The sequence below is a fragment of the Streptomyces capoamus genome, assembly GCF_014654935.1.
Taxonomy (GTDB): Bacteria; Actinomycetota; Actinomycetes; order Streptomycetales; family Streptomycetaceae; genus Streptomyces; species Streptomyces capoamus.
The window spans coordinates 453,935-469,334 of record NZ_BNBF01000003.1 but is presented as its reverse complement, the minus strand read 5'-3'; the positions used below and the strand labels follow the sequence as shown (position 1 = coordinate 469,334).

At 70.1% G+C, this 15,400-nt stretch carries 14 protein-coding genes and 1 pseudogene; 10 read left to right on the top strand and 5 right to left on the bottom strand.

Annotation, left to right across the window (positions count from 1 at the left end):
* Window positions 1-248: 248 nt before the first annotated feature.
* A complete protein-coding gene (locus tag IE312_RS08065) occupies window positions 249-593 on the top strand; it encodes a hypothetical protein (protein WP_229899283.1) in 345 nt (114 codons plus the stop codon).
* 747 nt (window positions 594-1,340) lie between these two features.
* Here the strand turns inward: IE312_RS08065 and IE312_RS08060 are convergent.
* Both IE312_RS08060 and IE312_RS08055 read right to left on the bottom strand, forming a co-directional pair.
* Window positions 1,341-2,294 carry a sigma-70 family RNA polymerase sigma factor gene (locus IE312_RS08060; RefSeq protein ID WP_189979694.1) on the bottom strand — a complete coding sequence of 318 codons (954 nt, stop codon included), beginning with the start codon at window positions 2,292-2,294 and terminating at the stop codon, window positions 1,341-1,343.
* A gap of 10 nt (window positions 2,295-2,304) precedes the next feature.
* Window positions 2,305-3,558, bottom strand: a complete 1,254-nt coding sequence (locus tag IE312_RS08055; protein WP_189979692.1) for an NAD(P)/FAD-dependent oxidoreductase — start codon at window positions 3,556-3,558, stop codon at window positions 2,305-2,307.
* Window positions 3,559-3,790: 232 nt separating this feature from the next.
* On the opposite strand from IE312_RS08055, the gene IE312_RS08050 reads away from it, so the two are divergent.
* Both IE312_RS08050 and IE312_RS08045 read left to right on the top strand, forming a co-directional pair.
* Window positions 3,791-3,928 (top strand): hypothetical protein, encoded by a 138-nt coding sequence (locus IE312_RS08050; protein ID WP_189979690.1) that lies wholly within the window; start codon window positions 3,791-3,793, stop codon window positions 3,926-3,928.
* A 138-nt stretch (window positions 3,929-4,066) separates the two neighbouring features.
* Window positions 4,067-4,669, top strand: coding sequence for a hypothetical protein (locus IE312_RS08045; RefSeq protein WP_189979688.1), 603 nt, complete (start codon window positions 4,067-4,069; stop codon window positions 4,667-4,669).
* A gap of 133 nt (window positions 4,670-4,802) precedes the next feature.
* Here IE312_RS08045 and IE312_RS08040 read toward each other — a convergent pair.
* A pseudogene (locus IE312_RS08040) lies at window positions 4,803-5,339 on the bottom strand (helix-turn-helix domain-containing protein); the annotation flags it as partial.
* 175 nt (window positions 5,340-5,514) lie between these two features.
* On the opposite strand from IE312_RS08040, the gene IE312_RS08035 reads away from it, so the two are divergent.
* Window positions 5,515-6,438 (top strand): phosphotransferase family protein, encoded by a 924-nt coding sequence (locus IE312_RS08035; protein ID WP_189979686.1) that lies wholly within the window; start codon window positions 5,515-5,517, stop codon window positions 6,436-6,438.
* A gap of 184 nt (window positions 6,439-6,622) precedes the next feature.
* Here IE312_RS08035 and IE312_RS08030 read toward each other — a convergent pair whose 3' ends face one another.
* The gene (locus tag IE312_RS08030) at window positions 6,623-6,958 is read right to left on the bottom strand and encodes a hypothetical protein (protein WP_229899281.1); all 336 of its coding nucleotides are present in this window, start codon (window positions 6,956-6,958) and stop codon (window positions 6,623-6,625) included.
* Between the two features lie 440 nt (window positions 6,959-7,398).
* On the opposite strand from IE312_RS08030, the gene IE312_RS08025 reads away from it, so the two are divergent.
* Window positions 7,399-8,217, top strand: a complete 819-nt coding sequence (locus IE312_RS08025; RefSeq protein ID WP_189979679.1) for an ATP-binding cassette domain-containing protein — start codon at window positions 7,399-7,401, stop codon at window positions 8,215-8,217.
* A complete protein-coding gene (locus IE312_RS08020) occupies window positions 8,214-8,870 on the top strand; it encodes a hypothetical protein (RefSeq protein WP_189979677.1) in 657 nt (218 codons plus the stop codon). The genes IE312_RS08025 and IE312_RS08020 overlap by 4 nt, the downstream gene beginning before the upstream one ends.
* 167 nt (window positions 8,871-9,037) lie before the next feature.
* On the opposite strand, the gene IE312_RS08015 is transcribed toward IE312_RS08020, so the two are convergent.
* The gene (locus IE312_RS08015; RefSeq protein WP_189979790.1) at window positions 9,038-9,907 is read right to left on the bottom strand and encodes a 4Fe-4S domain-containing protein; all 870 of its coding nucleotides are present in this window, start codon (window positions 9,905-9,907) and stop codon (window positions 9,038-9,040) included.
* Between the two features lie 1,128 nt (window positions 9,908-11,035).
* On the opposite strand from IE312_RS08015, the gene IE312_RS08010 reads away from it, so the two are divergent.
* From IE312_RS08010 to IE312_RS07995, 4 genes are all read left to right on the top strand, one after another.
* A complete protein-coding gene (locus IE312_RS08010) occupies window positions 11,036-12,802 on the top strand; it encodes a bifunctional phosphatase PAP2/diacylglycerol kinase family protein (RefSeq protein WP_189979675.1) in 1,767 nt (588 codons plus the stop codon).
* A gap of 1 nt (window position 12,803) precedes the next feature.
* Complete coding sequence (locus IE312_RS08005; RefSeq protein WP_189979673.1) at window positions 12,804-13,757, top strand: YihY/virulence factor BrkB family protein; 954 nt, start codon at window positions 12,804-12,806, stop codon at window positions 13,755-13,757.
* Window position 13,758: 1 nt separating this feature from the next.
* Entirely contained in the window at window positions 13,759-14,559 is an 801-nt protein-coding gene (locus IE312_RS08000; RefSeq protein ID WP_189979671.1) for a phosphatase PAP2 family protein, read from the top strand.
* A gap of 152 nt (window positions 14,560-14,711) precedes the next feature.
* Window positions 14,712-15,305 carry an HAD family hydrolase gene (locus IE312_RS07995; protein WP_189979669.1) on the top strand — a complete coding sequence of 198 codons (594 nt, stop codon included), beginning with the start codon at window positions 14,712-14,714 and terminating at the stop codon, window positions 15,303-15,305.
* Window positions 15,306-15,400 lie beyond the last annotated feature (95 nt).

The following is a 15,400-nucleotide window of genomic DNA, read 5'->3' as shown; positions in this document are numbered from 1 at the left end:
CAAACCGTCCTGTTTCGACATCCCTCAAATATTGATAGTCGTCGATCCCAGCGGCCACGTCGACTGTATCGACAGACATCGAAACAAGCGCCCACCAGCCCGTCTCTGGAGGATGGGTGGTGCCGGCCGCGGCGAGAATGTGCGCTGCGGCCGGGGGAACGGCACCTCGGGGCCGGGAACCGGCGGTCCGGTGCGAGTCGTGGGCACAGGTGAGCCGGGTCGCCGGCACCGATGGACGGGAGCGGGACGTGGGTGTGGACTTGCAGTTGCGGGTCGAGTCGGGCGCGCGGCGGAAAGGGCGGCGGGAGGAGACCGTGGTGCGCGCCTCCCATGAGCACGGGGAAGCGCTCGCCCGGATCCTGGACGAGCGCCTCCGCCGTGGCACGGGCCGCCTCGGGCAGATCGACCCCTACCGCGACACGCGGTTCAACGAGCAGGACGCGCAGGCCGCCCTCCCGGAGGTGTACGCACTGGCGCGGGAGTGGGCGGACGCGTCCGGCAGGGCGGCGCTCCTCGACCTCGCCGAACTGCTGCAGGAATGTGTGGCGAGGCCGGGGAGCTGTCTGTGGTCATCGGTGACTAGTGCCGCATAGGCAACGCTCGCCCCGTTGTCGTCTGCGCTGCCTTGCAGGGTGCCGTCAGGGGCTCAGCTCTCGCCGTGGCCGTCGATGACTCGCTCAGCCAGGCCGTGGAGGTGTTCGTTACGCGCCGCCCTCACCTCCATCCGGAACTACGTCCGGAGGCGATCGCTGCGCTCGGCTTCTGCTACGGCTACGCCTGGCGATGATGCTGCTGCATCAGGCGACGTTGGCCCTGGCGACAGCCTTGCACAGGCGCTCGTCCTGGGCGTGCTTGTTCCGCCAGATGACATAGCTGCGGATCATGCTCAGGAGAGAGCCAGGTTTGCCCGAGCGGTGAGGGTGTCGGGGTGCTCGGGGCCCAGCAAACCGCTTGGAGTCGAGCACTCGCGAGCGTCAGGCGCTGAGCTTGAGTGCACGCGACCCTGAGGCCGCGATGGTCTTGGGGTCGAGTTACCAGCGGTAGCGCACCGGCGGGCCAGGAGTCAGCCGGCTCCCCCCTCAGGTTCACAACGCGCAGTTGATGAATGATCCGTTGATGGCAGCGTGCCGGTGCCGGGCGCGGCCGGGCCACGGCCCGCCGTCCGCGACGCCCGCGCAGCACGCGTCGCACAGCAGCCCTGCGGAACGATACCGGGCACTCGCCTGCGGCCTCGCAAGAGGCCCAGAAGGATGATCATTCGCTCCCGGCCGACGAGGACGCTGGCCACCAGTGCCTCGGAGGCCCGCTGACGACCACACCGCAGGCACCGGTGGACGCTGTCATCGCAGCGGCGTATCGGGCCGGTGCTGCCGCCAGGCCTCGGCGAGGCGGCCGAGCCGGGCGGGGACACCGATGCCCCGCACGGTGGTGATCCGACCGTCCGCGACGTCGAACGTCATGGTGCCGATGACCCGGTCACCGAGGATGAAGAGGACGGCCGGACCTCCGTTGACGAGTGCGTAGCGCAAGCCCGGCGTTCCTCCGGCGAGTCGGCTCCTCGCGGCTGTCGGCCGGAGGCCGGCCTGGGCGATGGCCGCGATGCGCCGCGGGTCGTCGTACCGCAGCAGCGTTCTGGTGGGACCGGCGCCGTTGGAGTCCGTGACCGCGGTCGCGTCATCGGTGAGCAACGCGACGAGCCGCTCGGTGCGGCCCGAGGAAGCGGCGGCGAGAAACTCCTCGACGATCCGGCGGGCGGACGCCGCATCGACCTCCCCGGCGCCGCGGCGGCGCGCGGCGACGACGCGCCGACGGGCCCGGTGCAGGTGCTGCTGACTAGCGGACTCGGTGATGTCGAGGATCTCGGCGATCTCGCCGTGGCTGTATGAGAATGCCTCGCGCAGGACATAGACGGCCCGCTCGAGGGGGGACAGGCGTTCCATGAGGGTCAGCACGGCCAGGGAGACCGACTCGCGCTGCGCGAAGGTGTCGGCCGGGCCGAGCATCGGGTCGCCGTCGAGCAGCGGTTCGGGCAGCCAGGCGCCGGCCGCGCGCTCGCGCCGGACCTGCGCCGAACGGAGGCGGTCCAGGCACAGGTTGGTGACCACCTTGGTCAACCATGCCTCGGGCACGTCGATCCGCTGCCGATCGGCGGCCTGCCAGTGCAGGAAAGCCTCCTGCACGGCGTCTTCGGCATCGGTGGCGGAGCCGAGAAGCCGGTACGCCAGAGAGGCGAGCCGGTTCCGGCCGGCCTCGAACTTGCTGATGTCGAAGAGATCGGCGGCGGTGGTGTCCATGCGTGCCACCTCAGGCGGACGCCAGCCGGCCACCGGTCGCGCCCTCGACGGCGGCGTCCGGCACGGCGGCCAGCCGGTGCCTGCGCTTGGGCAGGCCGAAGGTCGGGTGGGAGCTGGCCCACAGCGACATCCTCACGATGCCTGCCTTGAACCGCGCGGCCCTGCGACCGCCCAGGTACTTCGCCTTGGGATGCCCTTCGGCGTCGACCGCCTGCCAGAGCCCGTCCCGGCGCCCGAGGCTGATGTGGTTGCCCACATAATCCAGCCTGGTGTGCGGCACCTTCCGGCCGGTCAGGCGGCCCACGATCGCAGCCGTCGCCTGCATGCCGGTGTAACCGGCCGAGCCGCAGGACATCGGCAGCGGTCGGCCGTTGTCACCGATGGCGTGGACGCTGTCGCCGACGGCATAGACGTTCGGGTGCGACAGGGAGCGCATGGTGCGGTCGACGACGATCCGACCGTCCTCGGTGACCGCCAGTCCGCCTGCGGCGGCGATCGGGCTGACGGCGAACCCGGCCGCCCACACGGTTGCGTCGGACGGCAGCGCGGTGCCGTCGGCGCACAACACGCGCGTCTCCTCGACGGCCACGACCTCGGTGTGCTCCAGGACGGCGATGCCCAGCCGGTCGCAGGCCCGGCGCAGGTGGCTGCGGGCTCCGTCGGAAAGGTGGACGCCCAGCTCGCCGCGGGCGACCAGCGTCACGGACAGTGCCGGTCGCGCTTCGGCGATCTCGGTGGCGGTCTCGATGCCGGTCAACCCGTCGCCGACGACCAGCACCCTGCGGCCCCCGCCTGCCCGGCCGAGCCCGTCCGGGTCCCCCGGGTGGTCCAGTCGGTCCAGCCGTTCGCGCAGACGCAGCGCCGACGGCCGCCCGGAGACGTCGAAGGCGTGCTCGACCACGCCGGGGACGCCGTTGTCGGCGCCGTGGCTGCCGAGCGCGTAGACGAGCGTCTCGTAGCCGAGCTCACCGGCGCCGTCTCCGTGGCCGGTGTCGGTCACGGAGACGACCTGACGCTCGGGGTCGACGGCCGTGACCCACGCCCGGCGGACCCGGATCCCCGTCCCCGCGAAGACCTCGGTTAGCTGCGGAGCATCGATCCGCTGGCCGGCCACGAGTTGGTGCAGCCGAAGCCGCTGGACGAAATCGGGCTCGGCGTTGACCACGGTGATCTCGACGTCCGCCGCCGACAGCCGACGGGCCAGAGTGCCTGCCACGTAGGATCCGGCGTAGCCGGCGCCGAGGACGACGATGCGATGCTTCATGAGTGTGCTCCTGTCGGTCCGCTGTCGGATCGCTCGTTTCCGGTGACTTGAACGGGACAGCGATCCGATCCCTGACAAGAATTGATGTGATCTGGATCACGCTTCGTTCGCGTAAGTCCCTGCCCTGCCGCTCCGCGCTGCGGCGCGAATGCGCCTGACCCGCAGGCCCGTTCGCCATCGTCGCCGAGCCGGTCCTTCACCTCCAGCCCCGGCCTCACCCGAAGGCTTCGTCATGCTGCCCGAAGGGGACATTCGCACCTACGAGACCCTCACCCGCTTCACCGCCGACTTGAACCGCCTCCACCGCGCCGAGCGCCGCCGGTTCTCCCGCGCCGTCCAGGAGGCTTTCAACCCGGCGAAGGCCGGCTGACATCTGCCGCTGCGTGGCTCACGGCCTGCCGTCCTGACGGGCGGCTGGCGGTTCCGCGTCCAGTTGTCCTGTTTCAGCGGAGTACGCGGCTCCGGATGCGCAGCCCACGGGACAGAAGGCATCGTCCAGAATCGAGGCATGGACGTTCCCAAGCTGCTGGAAGCTGCTTCATTGCTGGTCTCCGAAGCCGTCGCCACCGAGAACGACATCACGGTGAACGACGTCTGGGAGTACCTCGCCCACGACGAGTGGGAGGTCGCACTCGACCTGTTGGAGGAGCTGGGTGACGTCCACCCCCTCCCGCTCGCCTTCTGGCAGACCCTCGCCACCGCCGCCGAGCAGATGCGACTCGACAGGAGCGCGGCCTGGTGTCACTGGCGTTGCTTCGAAACCCGCAACGGCATCATCCGAGCCGACCTCACCCTCAGACCAGCCCACGAGGCCCGCCGGCAGACACCCTTCTCCGGAGCCGGCGTCCTACGACCGATGTGGAACATCGGAGGAAAGACCCCGGCAGGGGAACCCGACCTTCACATAGCCGCCCTTTGGGTGGAATTCACGCCCTTCATGCAGCCCGGAGGACAGGCCACGGTCCGTCTGGCCCCGCTCTCCCCGTCGAAGTGGCAGCAGCTTCAACCCGGTCAAGTGATCACCATGCACGAGGACCGGACTGTCGCTGGCACGGCGGTCGTCCTGGAGATCCAGGGCCCATCACTCCCACCTGCCACATTGCAGTCGTAGTCGATGGAATCGCCCCCAACTGCCGTCATTCGCACCCACCCTCGGACTGTAACTCCGACCGGCCCGAGCGCCTGCCTGCCGAGCCGCAGGAGCCGTAGTCGAAGGCGGCGTCCATCCGGGCCTGGAGCTCCTGCTGCCAGTCGGCGGTGACGGCGGCCCTCATGGTGTTCTGTTTCTTCTTGCCCGAGACGAACGCGCGCCGTCCGCCGCGGCTGGCGAGGGGCCGGCGGATCTGGATCTCGGTGGCGTCGAGGCGGAGCTCGATGCCCTCGGCCTGGGCAGAGGCAAACACGTCCGCCAACGTCCGCAACCGCAGGTGAGGACGGTTGGGGCCCGCGCATCCCCACTCAGCCAGGAGCGTGCGAATTTCTTGGACTGCCCTGGTGATGGTGGAGCGGTCGACGCCGAATGGCAGCCCGAGGACGGAGTGTGGGAGGTCGTGCCGCAGGTGGATGAGCGTGGCCACGAGCCGGTCGACGAAGACGAGCTGATGACGGGCACCCGTACCCGTGGCCCGCTTCCTCGCCTCGCCTCGTACTTCACGACCGCGGCTTTCCACGGCGGCCAGCCACGGTTGGGCCATCTCCTGGACCAGGGCCCTCAGATCACGCCGGGAGATCCCTGTGAACAGCTGATGCGACAGGACCGCCCGATTGACCGTGATCGTCACAGATGGATCAAGCCTGGTTCCTGGCCCGCTGGATGTGAGGCGGCCTGCGTATCAGCGGAAGGGAAACGCCGACCTGAGGCTTCTCGGCGGATGATGCGTCGCGTCCGGCATGTTCGGCCACGGTGCCGCCGATACTCCGTTGCCGCCTGGCCAGGAGTGGCCTACGGTCCCGGACATGCTGCCTGTGGTGGAAACGGATGATGAGCGAAACGCTGTCGTCCCCGATGAGAGCGTGATGCGTCCCGGGGCGGTAGACCTTTGTGCACGTCTCGGACTCTCCGGCGCCTCACTGGTTCGCTTCCTTGACGGGTCCCTGCCGGTCTACGCGGTGGGGGATGACCACGTGCTCAAGCTTTTCCCCGGAGCTGCTGCTCAGCACGGAATGGCCGAGGGCCGTGTCCTTGCCCATGTTCAGGGGCGACTGCCGGTTCCGACACCCGTGGTGCGCGCCTCCGGCTCGTACGAGAACGGCTGGCAGTACGTTCTGATGTCCAGGCTCCGCGGCGAGAACCTTGCCCACTCCTGGGGGCACGTGCCCCGGAATCATCGTGACCGGCTCGTCGCCGAGATCGGTGAGACCCTCGCGACGTTGCACTCCCTCAACCCCGATCCACTGCGGGACGCCCTCGGTCCCAAGGACTGGGGCAGCTTTCTTGACCGCCAGAGGGCCGGCGCGGTGGAACAGCAACGCGCCCATGGACTGTCGGCGGCCTGGCTGGAGCAGATCCCGGACTTCCTCGCTTCGGTTCCATTGCCACGAGCCCCACAACCTTCCCTGTTGCACACCGAGGTCATGCAGCAGCACTTCCTGGTCGACCCCGACGGGTGGCGTCTGACCGGTCTGTTCGACTTCGAACCAGCGATGATCGGTGACCGCGCCTACGACTTCGTCGGCGTCGGACTGTTCGTCACCTGCGGCGATCCAGCCCTGATGTCTCGGCTCACCGGGGCATACGGCCACAGCTTCGAGCCGCATGAACTCATGGCCTTCACGTTGCTACACGTGTACAGCAACCTTCCCTGGTACATGAGAGAACTGCCCTCGCCTGCCGAAGAATCTCTGCCGTCACTCGCAGACGCATGGTTCGGCACGGTGTGAGAGGCGAAGTGGGCCCACTCGCGGAGAGCCCATGAGCCCGCTCCCCTACTGGGGTTCGCGTATGGCTAGGGCGAACGGACCTGTAGTGCCGGGTAATGCTCGGGGCTGGACCCATCGAGAGGACCAGCGGTGCAGCGGTCAAGACGCTTCATGCCGTCGGGCTCTTACCGTCAGGGCGGGGGCGTCACGCGTAGTTGCGCAGTTCGGGCCACGTCTCGCCCCAGGGGCGGCGAGCGCCTGTGCAGACGTAGACGTGGCCGCCCCATTCGACGTTGTGCACGCCGTAGGGGTTGGAGAGGGTGGCGGCCACGCGGACGTGCCGGAAGTACTGGCGCAGATGGGCGGCGTACTCGGGGGCGTGGTCGGGACCGGGGGCGACGGCCACTACGGTCGTGGCGTCAGGGTTGCCGGCACCCCACCACCAGTCGGTGTTGTGGGCGCTCACGGCGGTGGGCAACCCGGTTCCGCGGCCGAGTTCGTTGATGGCGCCGGCCTCGCCGTAGTCCGCCGTGAAGATCACTGCGTTCGCGCGTTGCGCGGCTTCTCTTGGACCGCAGCGCCGGCGAGGACGGCCGTTTCGTACTGCAACGGCAAGCGGGACATCTCCCACTCCCCCGGCTCCAGACCCGGAGGCCGGGGCGCGGTGGGCGCCTCCAAGTAGGCCGACGGCTGCCAGTCGGGAGCGGTGGTGGGCGGGCGGCGGACGGGCGGCGAGGAAGCGCAGCGCCGTGCTGGACACGCCGACGCCGGACAGGTAGACAAGCATGCGAAGCCTCTGGTGGGAACTGTTGTCTTGGTCCAAACCCATCTACCAGGGGCTTTACCTGTCTGCCGGCTTAACTGCCAAGCCCGCCCACCAGGCTGGAATGACCAGCGAGTAGGCCACAGTGAGGAGTCGAGTTGTTACGTTGCGAGGCGGTCGGTAAACGGTACGGCGGAGGACGATGGGTCCTCCGTGACGTGAACATGGATGTCGCGATGGGTGACGTCCTCGCGGTGGTCGGCAGCAATGGTTCTGGGAAGTCGACCTTGCTGAGGATCCTCGTGGGACTGTCGCAACCCACCACCGGGAGCGTGTCGGGCCGACCTTCGCGCATCGGTTACGTACCGGACCGCTTCACCGGCCACGACCGCATTTCGGCGATCGGTTATCTCACTCACATGGGACGTATCCGTGGCCTGTCGGGCTCCGCCGCCCGTGCCCGAGGCCATCACCTGCTGGAGCGGCTGTCCCTGGTGGGCGGGTGGGAGGCACCGCTGCGCACGCTGTCGAAGGGCAAAGCGCAGAAGGTGGCGCTCGCCCAGGCCCTGCTTGTCCAGCCCGAACTGCTGGTCCTGGACGAACCGTGGTCAGGTCTGGATGCCTCGGCCCACGGTGTCCTCGCCGAGTTCATCGACGAAGTGGCCGCACAGGGCGGAGCAGTGGTCTTCACCGACCATCGCGAGGCGATCACCGAGACGCACGCCCGCGGCTCCTACACCATCAGCGACGGCCGGGTCACCTCGCGCGGCGGCCGGCACGCCGGAAGCCGCACCTCGATGGTCGAGCTGGTCCTGACCGTGCCGCCCGGCGTCATGCCGATCGCAGTGAACTGGTCCGTGCTGCCGGGTGTGACGGAAACCGCCCAGCGCGGCGGGGAGGTCGTCCTGCGGGTGGCGCGGGAGCACTCGGACGCCGTACTGCTGACGGCCCTGCAGCACCGGTGGTCGGTGGCCAGCGTGGCCGGGACCGCGGACGAACGCAGTTGCCGGGCCGATGTGCGGGAGACCGCCCGGTGATCGCGCTGGTCCGCTATATGTTCACGGTGCTGCTGCTCTCCCAGCGCTACCTCGCGCCGCTGTTGCTGTTCCTCGGCCTGGTGGCCGTGCTGACCAGCAGCGACACCGGCCCGCTCACCGCGACCTACGCCTCGGTGGCCGGGGCCATGCTGCCGTGCTCGGTCTGGCTGACCATGACACTGATCGGTCTCGAGGACCAGGCGCACCGCTCGATCGTCGTCGTCAGCGCCGGCGGCCCTCTACGCGTCCTGCTCGCGACGGTCGGGACGGCCGCCACGTGGTGCCTGCTGCTGCTGTCTGCCGGCCTGGTACTGCCGCTGCTGTTCGGAACCCACACACCCGGCCTCGCGGATCTGGCGCTGGGAACCGTAGCCCAACTCACCAGCGCGTGCACCGGCATGGCCATCGGAGTGATCTGCTCGCGGCTGGTGTTCCGAAGGCAGGGCTACGCGCTCGTCCTCGCCCTGGTGCTCCTCCTGGCCATGCTGCTAGGCAAGGGCGTTACCCCGGTCAACATCTTGCTCACCCACCTGCAGAACGCGTCGGACTCGGCGGACACCCTGGCACCCACGGGTGCCCTGCTCGCCGTCACCACGGGCATCTTGGCGGCTGCAGTTGCTATGACACACGCGATCACCTGCAGAAAGGCGTGAACTCTGCGGCGGTGCACCGGCGCAGGCTGCGCAGCGCCGTCCGGTAGAACGCATGCCCCCGCCGTCCTGGCCACTTCGGTGAGTGCGCTGGGGAGAAAGCGCCCAGACGCTTGACGCCTCGGTGATGTAGCGGTCGGCAACGGGCCGGTACCGGTTGAGCTGCTTCCTCACCAGCGAACGGCCGTGAAGTCGACCGGCCGGGGCCGCAGCAGTCGCGTGCGTTGTGCCAGCGCTGTCAGCCGCCAGGACATCTCGTCGGCGGTCAGCCGGTGGCGATCACCGTGGCCCGGCAGGACCCATTCGAAGCGCAGTCGTCCGGCTGTCCTGGTCAGGGAGGTGGCCAACTCCTCGATGGAGTACCAGGTCACGCTGTCCGCGACTTCCAGATCACGGGTGGTACGTGACCAGTAGAAGCTGTCCCCGCTGAAGCAGTACCGGTCGTCCGCGACGTAGAGGACGCTGCCCTGGGTGTGGCCGGGCAGCGGGTGGGCGGTGACCCCCTCGCAGATCTCCACAGGTTGCAGCCCTTGGATCACATGGTCCGCGTCCGGCGCTGCGTCGAGGTCGCCCTCGTGGATCCACAGCCGGGCACAGAAGTGGTCCGCGTAGCGGCGACCGTGTGCAGCGTGGTCGCGGTGGGTGAGCAGAACATCGGTGACGGGACCTGTTGCCGCATACCGCTCCGCGAGTTCGCGGCTCCAGCGCGGTGTGTCGATCATCATGACCGTGCCGGAGGGCCGCATGAGCAGGTAGGAGTTGGCCCCGGCGGTGTGCCGTGAGTTGTGCCCACAGATCAGTACCCCGTTGTCCAAGGCCATCGGAAAGGGATCGAGCTCCGGATCCGGCTGCCCGGCCGTCGGGCGGATCGAGCGGGTGGGGCAGGCGAAGACGGCTGCGTGTAAGCGCCGTGCTTCCTGTTCGTCGCGTGGTGGACGCAGCATCTGGGACTTACCCTCGATCTCGCCGATCAGATCGGGCGCGAACTGCCGGGCGGCATCGCAATTGATGCAGCGGTCATCCACGTACCAGATGTCCATGGCAAAGTTCCTCTTCAAGAAGAGCGACCCCGGCCTGGGCCACCATGCCAGGGATATCCCACCGGCAGCCGAAATCGGTAGGTCCTGCCGATCTTGTACTTCCGGTTCCACACCGCTCTCACGACTCAAGCGACGCCACCGCCGCCCGAAGCGACGCACCCAGCCGCCCCGTACGACGGCTCGATCACACCGCGGCCCCCGAGGGGTGGCATCGGCGATGAATAACGACAGCCACGGATCAAGGTGCACTGAGCCAGTATCGAAAACGGCTGATGCCTGGAGTGCTACGACGGCATGCCCGCCGGCCCCGACAGCCTCATGACCCTCCCTGCCCCCGCCGTTCACCGACTGGCCGCGTGAGCCAACCCCGTCCCGACTGTCCAGGCCGGAACGCGGCCCGCACAGCGGCCAGGGTGAAGGCGGTGTCCCGGTGTCGGTGCGGGCGGTGATGGTGAACGGTGAGGAGACGGGTCACGGCGGTCGTCACGGTGTGGAACTTCCATCAGGGCGATGTCTGCTGGTTGATGGGGTGAGGGTCGGGGGCCGGCGGTCAGGCGAGCAGGGGACGGCGGGCTGGTAGCGGGGGCCGGGCACGAGTGCAGCCCCCGCACGCGGGAGGGTGCGGGGCCGACCAGGGGGCGGCGGTTTCGCCGGGAAGACCAGGCAGCGGGTCCTGGAGCCGGCAGTACCGGGGCGCAGGGTCAGGGGATGAAGTCGGCCGCAGCGCGGTGGCGTTGTCGACGGAGCGGTGCTCGTCGGCGGGGAGCTTCGCGCGGGCGGTGTCGACGGCGAGGTCGACGAAGCTCCGCACGGTAGCGACCAGCGGCTCGGCGTCAAGTTCGGTGAACAGGTCCTGCCCGGCCTTCTCGTGCGGTTCGTAGCCGCCGTCAAAAACGTGGACGAGGCGGCAGTCGCCGGTGAGCTCGACGGTGGCGGACTCGATGGCCGCGTGGCTGTACCGGTACCGGCGTCGCCGTGGGTTCCCCGAAGTACGACCTGTCGTCCGAGGCCTGCTACACGCCCGCGCGAGTCTGCTCTTCGGCAGAGCGGGCATACGGCGGTGTGCCGGGGGAGGAGGACAGCCACCGGTGAACGCGTCGCCTAGCGCTGAGCCAAGAGGGGTACCAGATGTCGACTGCCGTGCCGGAGAGACCCGCCGAGCCGGGAAGCCCAGCCGGGCTCACCGCCGAACTGCGAGGCGCCGGACTTGGCGAAGGACCCGGAGCCGTCACCCGGAGCCGTCCCGCGATGCCGCGCGGCATCGGCTGGTCCGTGCGGTGGATCGCGTCGCTGGCCGTCTGTCAGGCCACTTTCATGGTGGGCCTCGGGCTGCTGATCACCGGCCCGGCTCGCCACTTGTGGCCGCTCGCGGCCGAGGACCGGGTGAACGAGGCCTTCGTGCGCCTGCGCACCGGTACGCTCACCACCCTGTCCTCCGTCGCCTCGCAAGGAGGCAACACCGGGACGGTCATCGGCGTCACCCTGGCGAGCTGCCTGGGGCTGATCTTGATACCGCGGCTGCCGATGTGGCGGCAGGCCGTGTTCCTCGCCGTCGCCGTATCCCTGCAGTCGCTTGTCTTCCTGGTCATCACCTTCGCGGTCGACCGCCACCGCCCCGAGGTGCACCGCCTCGACGGCTCCCTGCCCACGTCCAGTTACACTTCCGGTCACACCGGCGCGGCCACCGCCGTCTACGGCGGTCTGGCGCTGCTGGCGCTGTCCCGGCTGCGCGGGCCGTGGCGGACCGTCGTGGCTTGCCTCCTCTGCGTCCTGCCCCTCCTGGTGGGCCTCGCCCGCCTCTACCGGGGCATGCACCACCCCACCGACGTCATGGGCGGCCTCGTCAACGGAACCCTGTCCCTGCTGATCGCACGGCGCGCACTGCTCGCGGACGGCGCGGTCGCCGCTCCTCCCGCGCCCGCGTCCACGCCCACGGCCGGCCCGTCCCGGCCCGTGGCCCCCGGCCGTACCGCCGTGATCTTCAACCCCACGGTCACCGACGAGGCCGGCCGTGACACCCTGCGCCGCGTCCTGGAACAGCACGGCCACACCGCACCGGTGTTCGTCGAGACGACCGCCGAGGACCCCGGAGGCGGCCAGACGGCCGGCGCGGTCCGCGACGGCGCGACCCTCGTCGTGGTCTGTGGCGGCGACGGCACCCTCCGCGCGGCCGCCGAGTCCCTCGCGGGCACCGACGTACCGCTCGCCCTGGTGCCCTGCGGGACCGGCAACCTCTTGGCCCGCAACCTCGGTCTGCCGCTCGCACCGGCCGACGCCCTCGATGCCGCGCTGCGCGGCACCGCCCACCGCGTCGACCTCGGCCGTATCGAGGGCGACGGCCTGCCCCCCACGCACTTCGCCGCCATGGCCGGCGCCGGCCTCGACGCCGCGACGATGCGGCGGGCCAACGCCAACGACCGCGCCAAGGCCGTCCTCGGCTGGCCCACCTACGTGCTCGCCGTCCTGCGTGAACTGCGCACCCCGCGCACGGGGGTGAGCATCCGTCTCGACGGCGCGCCCGCCCTGCGCCGCACGGCCCGCATGGTGCTGGTCGGCAATATCGGCACCGTCCAGGGCGGAGTGACCCTGCTGCCCGACGCCCGGGCCGACGACGGACGGCTGGACCTGCTGATCCTGGACCCCCGCGGCATCGGCGGCTGGCTGTCCGCGCTGTGGACGCTGCTGCGCGGTGGCGCGACGGCGTCACGGGAGGGCGGCGAGGGTGGCGAAGGTGGCGCACCGGTGGAGTTCTTCACCTTCCGCCGCGCGGAGTTCACCTTCGACACCGAGCTGCCCCGCGAGCTGGACGGCGATCCGGTGACCGCCGGCCGGCACCTGACCGCCGAGGTAAGGCCGGGCGCCCTGACCGTGCTGCTGCCGGCGCGGGAGCAGTGAGATGGGCACCGCGACGAAGGTCCCCGAGACGCGGGACATGAGCGGGGAGGAGCTGTCCGGCGACGAGGCATGGGCGGCCTTGCGCCGCTACGGCGGCTGGAGCCTGCTGCGTGACGCGTTCATCCGCTTCCGCTACGCCGACGGCTTCACGCACTCCCGCGCCCTCGCCCTGCAGACGGTGCTGTCCGTCATCCCGCTGACGATCGCCTTCGTCGGCCTGTCGACCGCCCTGCACACCGAGAACATCGGCAGACTGGCCGAACTGACCATCCACCGGATCGCCCAGGGCCCCAGCGCCCACGTGGTCGACGACGCCCTCGACCGCAGCCGGCGCACGGCGGGCGACGGTGCCGCGGTCGCCCTTTGGTTCGGCGCCGCCTTCTCCCTCGTCAACGTCACCACCGCCATGTGCCAGATCGAGCGGGGCGCCAACCGCATCTACGGCAACGAACGCGACCGCCCCTTCCACCTCAAGTACCTGCGCGGCCTGCTGATGTCCGTCGGCGCGGGGTTCCCGCTCGGCCTCGGGTTCATCGTGATGATCGCCGGCGACGACCTCGCCTCGGCGGCGGTGGACGTCTACCACCTGCACGACAGCACCCGGACCGCCTGGGACGTCCTGCGCTGGCCCTTCGGGCTGCTGCTCGTGCTCCTGTCCGCCAGCGTCATCTTCCGCCGGTCTCCGCGCCGCAAGCAGCCCGGTTACACCTGGCTCGCCTTCGGCGCGGCCGTCTACCTGGTGCTGTGGATGACACTGACCTGGCTGCTCAGCCTCTACCTGGACCTCAGCGGCTCGTTCGACACCGTCTACGGCCCCCTGAGCGCCTTCATGTCCCTGCTGCTGTGGGCCTACCTGACGTCCGTCGCCCTCTTCCTCGGGCTGGCCTTCGCCGCGCAGCTGGAGGCGGCGCGCGGCCGCCGCCCCGCCCCGATCCAAGCCGATCCCGGAGTCTGACATGCACGACCTGACCGCCCTGCGGCCCCTCCGCGACCGCCGAGCACGCCGTGAACGCCGCCGGCAGGCCGACCGCAGGTTCGGCGTGCGGCTGCTGGCCGCCGCCGGCGTCGCCGCCGTGGCCGCGGTCGCGTTCGGACTGCTCCTGACCCTGGTCGAGGGCCAGTGGCGGCCCCTGTCCCGCCTGGACGCCTTCGCCGCGCAGGACCTGCACCGGTACGCCATGCGCCATCGGGAGTGGACGGCCGTGCTGCGCCTGCTCTCCGACCGGATCTGGGACCCCGTGACGCTGCGCACGGCCGTCGCGCTGCTGACCGCGTGGCTGGTGTACCGCCGTGCCTGGCGCCTGGCGGCCTGGGCGGCGGTCACCGCCGTGGCCGGCGGGCTCGTCGGGCTGCTCGTCAAGTCCGTGGTCGGCCGCGCCAGGCCCGTGCTGCAGGACCCGGTGGCGCACGCCCCGGGCTACTCCTTCCCATCCGGCCACGCGATGACGGCGACGACCTCCTTCGCCATCTTCATGCTGATCCTGGCACCCCTGCTGCCGCGGGCCTGGCGCATCACGGGCTGGTGCGTCGCCGTGCTCTGCGTCCTCGGGACCGGTTTCACCCGGGTCGCCCTCGGCGTGCACTGGTTCAGCGACGTCCTGGGCGGCTGGCTGCTGGGCCTGACCGTCGTCGCCCTCACCGCCTGGGCCTTCGAGGCCTGGCGCGTCGACGCCGGACGGAGCCGTACCCCGGTGAGCGACGGTCTGGAGCCGGAACTCACCGAAGCCACCCCGGAACCCCGTCCGCGGACCCGCTGAGAGACGTACGGTCCACACCGACGGGGAAGCGGAGGCCGCCTTGGCACTGCCCGACGGCGATCCGGCCGACGCGTGGCCCGCAGGAGCCGTAACCGTACTTGTTGGTTCCGCGGTCTCCGTGTGGGTACCGGGCCGGCGGGTAGCCGGTGAGCGTGACCGCATCCGCCATCGCCGCCCTCGACATCGGCGGGACACGCATCGACTCCGACTATCACCGCGCCCTCGCCTGGTACCGGGCACTGCGCTCGCTGGGCGGGATGTATCCGGTATGGCGGCTGCACCGGCTGATCGGGATGGGCGGGTATCAGGTGGTCACCACTGTCGGTGGCGAGGAACTGGAGCGCCGGGTGTGCTCGCGAGACCTCGCGGCGGTGAACGAGCGCGGTCACCGGCCGGTGCTGGCCAGCTCTGCTCAGCAGCGTCACGAGGAGGTCTTTCTGGACACGCTGGGGGCCCGTGACAGCGTCGACGACTGGACCACCAGCGCCGATGTGGAGTCCTCCGAGCCGGCGCCGGATCTGCGGCAGGTGGCGCTGAAGCAGTTGGGGGCGCCGCCCGACGCGTCGAGTGTGATGGTCGGCGACTCGGTGTGGGACGTTGAGGCGGCCAAGAGAGCGGGGAGGCCGGCGATCGTCGTCCGTTCCGGCGGCTTCGGGGACGACGAGCTGCGGAAGGCCGGCGCCATCGCCCTCTACGACACCCCCGGCGACCTCGCGAAGGCCCTGGACGCCACCCCACTCGCCTGACGCCCCCACCGTAGCCGCGTCCGCCCGCTTGCGGTGCCCGACATCGGCCGCAAGGTGAGAAGCATCTACCGTTTCACCCCCAAGGGAGTACCGCA

Excerpts from the sequence above, each read along its gene's own strand:
- IE312_RS08045 (WP_189979688.1), top strand. The coding sequence starts at position 4,067 with ATGGACGTTCCCAAGCTGCTGGAAGCTGCTTCATTGCTGGTCTCCGAA.
- IE312_RS08060 (WP_189979694.1), bottom strand. The coding sequence starts at position 2,294 with ATGGACACCACCGCCGCCGATCTCTTCGACATCAGCAAGTTCGAGGCC.
- IE312_RS08010 (WP_189979675.1), top strand. The coding sequence starts at position 11,036 with ATGTCGACTGCCGTGCCGGAGAGACCCGCCGAGCCGGGAAGCCCAGCC.
- IE312_RS08000 (WP_189979671.1), top strand. The coding sequence starts at position 13,759 with ATGCACGACCTGACCGCCCTGCGGCCCCTCCGCGACCGCCGAGCACGC.
- IE312_RS08055 (WP_189979692.1), bottom strand. The coding sequence starts at position 3,558 with ATGAAGCATCGCATCGTCGTCCTCGGCGCCGGCTACGCCGGATCCTAC.
- IE312_RS08005 (WP_189979673.1), top strand. The coding sequence starts at position 12,804 with ATGGGCACCGCGACGAAGGTCCCCGAGACGCGGGACATGAGCGGGGAG.
- IE312_RS08035 (WP_189979686.1), top strand. The coding sequence starts at position 5,515 with ATGCTGCCTGTGGTGGAAACGGATGATGAGCGAAACGCTGTCGTCCCC.
- IE312_RS08050 (WP_189979690.1), top strand. The coding sequence starts at position 3,791 with ATGCTGCCCGAAGGGGACATTCGCACCTACGAGACCCTCACCCGCTTC.
- IE312_RS08015 (WP_189979790.1), bottom strand. The coding sequence starts at position 9,907 with ATGGACATCTGGTACGTGGATGACCGCTGCATCAATTGCGATGCCGCC.